Source organism: Acidobacteriota bacterium, from assembly GCA_030774055.1.
Lineage (GTDB): Bacteria > Acidobacteriota > Terriglobia > Terriglobales > Acidobacteriaceae > JACPNR01.
In genome coordinates, this window is record JALYLW010000015.1 from 22090 (window position 1) to 28875 (window position 6786).

The 6786-nt window shown below is 62.7% G+C and carries 6 protein-coding genes; 5 read left to right on the forward strand and 1 reads right to left on the reverse strand.

What is annotated here, in order from left to right; translation table 11 throughout:
* Positions 1 to 63 precede the first annotated feature (63 nt).
* Entirely contained in the window at positions 64 to 1620 is a 1557-nt protein-coding gene (locus M3P27_01575) for a YifB family Mg chelatase-like AAA ATPase (protein ID MDP9267001.1), read from the forward strand.
* Positions 1621 to 1634: 14 nt separating this feature from the next.
* On the opposite strand, the gene M3P27_01580 is transcribed toward M3P27_01575, so the two are convergent.
* Positions 1635 to 2969, reverse strand: coding sequence for an alpha/beta hydrolase (locus tag M3P27_01580; protein ID MDP9267002.1), 1335 nt, complete (start codon positions 2967 to 2969; stop codon positions 1635 to 1637).
* Between the two features lie 648 nt (positions 2970 to 3617).
* Between M3P27_01580 and M3P27_01585 the strand changes: the two genes are divergently transcribed.
* From M3P27_01585 to M3P27_01600, 4 genes are all read left to right on the forward strand, one after another.
* Entirely contained in the window at positions 3618 to 3836 is a 219-nt protein-coding gene (locus tag M3P27_01585) for a DNA-directed RNA polymerase subunit omega (GenBank protein ID MDP9267003.1), read from the forward strand.
* Positions 3837 to 3941: 105 nt separating this feature from the next.
* Positions 3942 to 5192 carry a transcription termination factor Rho gene (rho, locus tag M3P27_01590; protein ID MDP9267004.1) on the forward strand — a complete coding sequence of 417 codons (1251 nt, stop codon included), beginning with the start codon at positions 3942 to 3944 and terminating at the stop codon, positions 5190 to 5192.
* 112 nt (positions 5193 to 5304) lie between these two features.
* The gene (locus M3P27_01595; protein MDP9267005.1) at positions 5305 to 5709 is read left to right on the forward strand and encodes a hypothetical protein; all 405 of its coding nucleotides are present in this window, start codon (positions 5305 to 5307) and stop codon (positions 5707 to 5709) included.
* Positions 5710 to 5866: 157 nt separating this feature from the next.
* On the forward strand, positions 5867 to 6786 hold a 920-nt coding region (locus M3P27_01600), incomplete at its 3' end, for a 3-phosphoshikimate 1-carboxyvinyltransferase (GenBank protein MDP9267006.1).

Genomic DNA, 6786 nt, shown 5'->3' on the forward strand with positions numbered 1-6786 from the left:
TCACGACAAAAGCCCTCCGAACAACGTCAAACCGCGACACGAAGCCTATACTTCGAAGCGTCCATGCTTTTCAAGACGCTCAGCGCCGCGGTCTACGGGATCGATGCCAACCTCATCGAGGTGGAGGTAGACGTCTCCGGCATCCAGTCCACTGACGGTGGCATTTTCAATACCGTGGGTCTGCCCGACGCCACGGTGCGCGAGAGCCGCGAGCGTATCCGTGCCGCGCTGAAGAATTGTGGATACGACGTCCCGCCCACGCACATCACCATCAACCTTGCTCCCGCGGACCTGAAAAAGGAAGGTTCCGGTTTCGATCTGCCGATGGCGCTTGGCATCCTCGGCTGCTACGGCGCACTCACGCGCAAGACATTGGAAGATTACGTGGTGGTCGGCGAACTCTCACTCGATGGCGGAGTCCGCGGCGTGCGCGGCACGCTCTCGATCGCAGTAGCGGCGCGCGACCGGGGCATCAAGAACCTGATCGTGCCGGAGGTCAATGCGCGCGAAGCTGCGGTGGTCAAGGGCGTGAACGTGTATCCGGTGAAGTCACTCGTCGACGTGGTGAAGCTGGTGAACTCAGGCAACACAATTCCGCCGATGATCCTGGATCCGGACGTCGCGCTCAACGAAGCGCGGCGGTTCGCGGTGGACTTCTCCGACGTGCGCGGGCAGCAGACGGCGAAGCGCGCGCTCGAGATCGCCTCCGCCGGCGGACACAACATCCTGATGATCGGCCCGCCCGGCTCCGGCAAGACGATGCTGGCAAAGCGCATTCCCACCATCCTGCCGCCGCTTACCTTCAACGAAGCGCTGGAGACGACCAAGATCCACAGTGTGGCGGGAGTGCTCGAGCCGGGTGGCGGACTGGTGGGCACGCGTCCGTTCCGCTCGCCGCACCATACCGTCTCGGACGCCGGGCTGATCGGCGGCGGGATGATCCCGCGTCCCGGGGAAGTCTCGCTCGCGCACCACGGCGTGCTCTTCCTCGACGAGCTGCCGGAGTTCCCGCGCAACGTGCTCGAGGTGATGCGGCAGCCGCTCGAAGACGGATGCGTCTCCATCGCGCGCGCCGCGATGTCGCTCACCTTTCCCGCGCGCTTCATGCTGGCCGCGGCGATGAACCCGTGTCCGTGCGGGTATCACAACGACCAGCGGCATCGCGAGTGCCACTGCACCCCGCCCATGATCCAGCGCTACGTCTCGAAGATATCGGGACCGCTGCTCGACCGCATCGACATCCACATCGACGTCCCCGCAGTGAACTACAAAGAGCTGCGCGGCGGCGGGGCGTTGCCGGAGAGCTCGGCGAAGATCCTCGAGCGCGTGGTGCGCGCCCGCGACGTGCAGCTCGCCCGCTTTTCCGCCGGCGGCGAACGCATCTATTCGAACGCGCAGATGGGCTCGCGCGAGATCCGCGTTTACTGCGAACTCTCCCCCGACTGCGAGCATCTGCTGGAGCGCGCCATGGGGCAGCAGGGACTTTCCGCCCGCGCCCACGACCGCATCCTAAAGGTAGCGCGCACGGTGGCCGACCTCGAGGGTGTGCCGGCGATCCAGCCCAAGCACATCGCCGAGGCCATCCAGTACCGGACCCTCGACCGGACGTACTGGGCTTAAGACGGATTGCGGGGTCACGGGACCAAGCGTAGCTCTCTTGTCTCGGCGCAGCGAGTATCGAGAGTTCGTTGCGGATCGGTGAGGAATTGCCTCCCCAGCTCCAGGGCACACCGCCTGTACTGATACTCTTCCGGTGAATAATTGTAGGACCGTATGTAGAACTGGGCGTGGCCAGCATTCCGGAAGACGACGTTCCTCGCGTTGGCATACAGCATCTCGATCTTGTAGCCAGCAAGTCCTGACAAGGTCGGATCTAATTCCCCGGTAAAAGCGAGCATCGGGCCGTCGTAATACACTCGCGTGTTCTCGATCGCATCGGCTCGTCCCGCGGGCCACAACGCACACCCTTGAAAAGACCAGAGTCCGCCTCCCCCCAGAAGTGATCGGACCAGCTCTGATTTGGCGGCCGCTTGCGCATATTCCTCCATCGATTCGAAGGGCTTCTCTTCGCGGCAATCGATTGAGAGGTTCTGTCCGACGTTCCACCTGCCCTGATCGGGTAACTGCGGCCGGGGCGGCGTCTCGTCCGCCATCGTTTTCTCGATCTGGAGCAGTGCCGCGCCATCGCCCCTGGCTGCCGCATCCGCATAAGCGATGACCGTCTGCACGCGCTTTTCAAAGGTCGGCACCGCGCCGCCATAGAGCGAGTCGACCACAAAGCCCGCGACCCTCTCATCGTCGATCCGCTCTTTCCCGGCCACGATCGGCTGCTGCCTGAGCTTGGGAAGGGCGGCCAGGAATCGGCTTCGGAGTTGCGGAAATTTCGCCGAGCACGCTGCGTCGGAGGCACATTTGTTAAAGATCTTGCTGATTACGACCTCTGCACCGCGAAGGTCCTCGACACGCTCCTGATCCTCGGGCAAGTAGGGGCCGTCTACAAGTACGGTCCGCGTGCTCGCCGGATAGTAACGTGCAAAGGTCATCGCCAGCCTGGCCCCGTACGACGCCCCCCAGACGTTCCACTGCTTTATGCCCAAGGCCTTGCGAAGCGCCTCCATATCGCTCGAGATCCTGGCACTGTTGTATTGCGAGAGGTCGACACCCTCCTTTATCAGCCGGTCCCTGCACTCCTTCACCTGTTTGAGATAGTCGGGTTCAGGCTGGCAATAGAGCGTCGGCAAAGATCGGCCGCCTCCGCGTTGATCAAAGAAGACCCAGTCCCGATCCACGACGATCTCACGGATGGCCGGAAGCGTGACCAGCGTCTCTACATGCACCAGGCTCGGCGACCCTGGCCCGCCGCTCAGGAAAATGACCGCGCTTCCTGAATCTCTCTTGCGCTCGGGGCTGACGACCATGAAGGCAACTGCGATGGACCGACCTTTGGGATCATCGTAGTTCTCAGGCACCTTCAGCCGGCCGCAAGTGACCGAAAGCCGCGCTCTCCCCGAATCGAATGGACAGGCGACTTTCTCCCATGATCCTGCAGAAGGGGTGGCCTTCGGCTCTGTGAGGTTCGATTGTGCCGATGCGACGTCACAGCAGATCAGACTTGCGAGAAGAATCCCTACCGGTAACGACGTCATCTGCTATCCCACCTTTACGAACGATCTCACGCTCGTGCGAGTGCTTTCCAAACTTAGACTCGTCGTCACCGTCCCGGTTAGGTGCTCGGCGGTGAGCTACAAGGAGCTGCGCGGGGGCGGGGTGCTGCCGAAAACCTCGGCGAAGATCCTCGGATTGGCGTAGAAGCTGCTGTACGTAAAGCATTAAGGGTAAGCCACTTACACGCTTATCTCGAGGGATATACGCCCGGGATTCCTGCCTGTTTTAGCGGTTGACTTGGGTGCCAACAGCCGCTATTTTAGGTATCTCTGGCGCGAGCAGGTACGAACGGCCAGCGAAAAAACACGCAACTCAGGATGCCCTTCCGGCATCTATCTGGTTGTCGCATCCCAGGAAATCCAGCGAGTAAGCAGTTCGCGGCACTTATGGGACCTGCTTCTTCGCGGGAAAGATTAATAGCAGTCGGCATTCAATATAAGAGGAGATACACCATGCGTTCCGATCTGGTTTTTCCGGCCGTGAAGACGGTACGGAATCGTTATGAGCTGTGCCAGCTCGCGGCCAAGGCCACGCGCCGGTTTCACAAGCCGAGCACTCGCATCCAGGACACGATGAACGAGATCCTGACCACCGTGGGCACGGCGCCCGAACTGCAAACGGTGATGGGTCGCAACGAAGTGCTTGCAGAATTGCACAAGCGGGCTGCATAATACTGCTTCGCGGCGCGTCCTGCGCCGCGGAGCGCACCACCCTCCAGATTTGGCTGGCGCGTCCGTCGCTTAGTCCCCCCTCTCTAAAAATTCCCGTAGGTGAACATGACGATCGCAGAACTCAAAGAGAAGAACATCACCGAGCTTACCAAGATTGCCCGGTCCCTCGACTTGCCGGGCGCGAGCGGTCTCCGCAAGCAGGACCTGATTTTCAAGATCCTGCAGGCCCAGAGCGAAAAAGAAGGACACATCTTCGCCGAAGGCGTGCTCGAGATACTGCCCGATGGCTACGGCTTCCTGCGCTCGCCGGATTACAACTACCTTCCCGGGCCCGACGACATCTATGTATCGCCCTCGCAGATCCGCAAGTTCGACCTGAAGACAGGCGACACGGTCAGCGGCCAGGTGCGGCCGCCGCATGAAGGCGAGAAATATTTCGCGCTGGTCAAGATCGAGGCGGTCAATTTCGAATCGCCGGATGAGGCGCGCAACAAGATCCTGTTCGATAACCTCACGCCGCTCTATCCGCAGGAGCGGTTAAAGCTGGAGACGGCGCGTGAGAACATCCCCGCCCGCGTGATGGACCTGCTCACCCCGCTCGGCAAGGGCCAGCGCGCCTTGATCGTCTCGCCGCCGCGCGCGGGCAAGACCATGATCCTGCAGAACATCGCCAACTCCATCACCACCAACCATCCTGAGGTCGTGCTCATCGTGCTGCTCATCGACGAGCGCCCTGAGGAAGTGACCGACATGCAGCGCTCGGTCAAGGGCGAGGTCATCAGTTCCACCTTCGATGAGCCCGCTGCCCGCCATGTGCAGGTCGCGGAGATGGTCATCGAGAAGGCCAAGCGCCTGGTCGAGCACAAGCGCGACGTGGTGATCCTGCTCGACTCCATCACCCGCCTGGCGCGCGCGTATAACACCATCGTCCCACCCTCAGGGAAAGTGCTCTCCGGCGGTGTGGATTCGAATGCGCTGCAGCGTCCCAAGCGCTTCTTCGGCGCCGCCCGTAACATCGAAGAGGGAGGATCGCTCAGCATCATCGCCACCGCCCTGGTCGAGACCGGCAGCCGCATGGACGACGTGATCTTCGAAGAGTTCAAGGGTACCGGTAACTCGGAAGTGATCCTCGATCGCAAGCTCTCGGATAAGCGCGTGTTCCCAGCCATCGATATTCAGCGCTCGGGCACCCGCAAAGAGGAGCTCATCATCCCCAAGGAAGACCTGGCGCGCATCTGGGTGCTGCGCAAGGTTCTGAACCCGCTCTCGCCGGTGGAAGCCATGGAGCTGCTGATCGACAAACTCAGTAAGACCCGGTCCAACGGCGAGTTCCTGGCCAACATGAGCTCCCTGTAAGATCCCGTTGATTCGTTTTGAGGCTGCCGGCAACGGCAGCCTTCTTTAGTTTTGCCGTGGAGATTGGCGGTGCTTTGGAAAACCGGCCGCTATCCAGTTACAATCCATCGCGATGACTGAGAGTTACCTGATCGCTCCCGCAACCGTCGTCACCAGCAAGGGTGACGGTCCGGTCGTGAACCTCGCCGCGCCCGGCAAGGTCTTCCTGCTCACGCTCAACATCGCACGGGTGGTCGAGCAGGAAGCCATCGATGTAAGCATTTGGGGCTCCACCGACGGCGACGCCTGGGAGGCCAAGCCGCTGGCCGTGTTCCCGCAAAAGTTCTATCCCGGGCAGCATCCCTTGCTGCTCGATCTTTCACCGCGGGCGGAGATCAAGGCATTGCGCGCGCACTGGGAGGTCAATCGCTGGGGCCGTGGCTCCGAGACGCCGATGTTCGAGCTCAGCCTGCAACTGCGCGAGGTTCCGCCAGACATTTTGAAAGAGACGATGGCGGAGGCGGGAGCGCGCCGTTAGCCAGCGACCAAGAAAAGGAGCCCTGCCGCGAAGGCAGGGCTTTCGTTCGCAGGAGCGGTTATTTGCCCGGCGTGGGGGCGGCGAAGGCGCGGTCCCGTTCGGGGTTGCTTAGGACGATAACCGAAGATCGATGGGACGATGGGAAGCCCCACCGCATATGACGACCGGCCGTAGCCAGTTCGCGATCCGCCCGGCGCGACATCTTGCCGGCAGCCTGCGCCTGCCGGGCGACAAATCGATCTCGCATCGCTACGCCATGCTCGCCGGCATCGCCAGCGGCAAGACCCAGTTGCGGAACTTCTCCACCGGAGCCGATTGCGCTCGCACCCTGGCGTGCATGGCAGCGCTGGGCTGCGACGTCGAACGCGGCGAAGAAAGCACAGGCGCCGCCATCGCCATCGCCGGATGCGGGCCCGTGCTCGAAGCACCCAGGGGGGCGCTCGACTGCGGCAATTCCGGCTCGACCATGCGCATGCTCGCCGGCATCCTGGCGGCGCAGCCCTTCACCACGCGGATGTTCGGCGATGCTTCGCTCTCGCGGCGCCCCATGGCGCGCGTGATCGAGCCGCTCGAGCGCATGGGCGCGGCCATCCGCGCGGCCGAAGGCGCGCTGCCACCGCTCGAGATACGCGGCGCGAAGACTATGTTGCACGGCATCGAGTACGCGCTGCCGGTGGCGAGCGCGCAGGTGAAGTCGGCGCTGCTGTTTGCCGGGCTGCTCGCGCAGGGCGACACCTGGATTACGGAGCCGCACCGGACGCGCGACCACGGCGAGCTGGCGCTGCGCGCCTTTGGCGCCGAAGTCACGCGCGAGCGCGAGCGCATCGGCATCCGCGGCGGCCAGGCATTGCACGCCGTCGACGTCGAGATCTATGTCCCCGGGGACATCTCCTCTGCCGCCTTCTTTCTTTGCGCCGCGGCCATGCTGCCCGGCTCGCGACTGGTGATCGATGGGCTGCTCTTGAATCCCACGCGCGCCGCCATCCTCGACGTGCTCGCCGGCATGGGCGCGACGCTTCGCGTGCTCGACGTCGAAGAACAGCACGGCGAGCTGATGGGCAGCGTGCAGGTCACTGG

Excerpts from the sequence above, each read along its gene's own strand:
- M3P27_01575 (MDP9267001.1), top strand. The coding sequence starts at position 64 with ATGCTTTTCAAGACGCTCAGCGCCGCGGTCTACGGGATCGATGCCAAC.
- rho (MDP9267004.1), top strand. The coding sequence starts at position 3,942 with ATGACGATCGCAGAACTCAAAGAGAAGAACATCACCGAGCTTACCAAG.
- M3P27_01595 (MDP9267005.1), top strand. The coding sequence starts at position 5,305 with ATGACTGAGAGTTACCTGATCGCTCCCGCAACCGTCGTCACCAGCAAG.
- M3P27_01585 (MDP9267003.1), top strand. The coding sequence starts at position 3,618 with ATGCGTTCCGATCTGGTTTTTCCGGCCGTGAAGACGGTACGGAATCGT.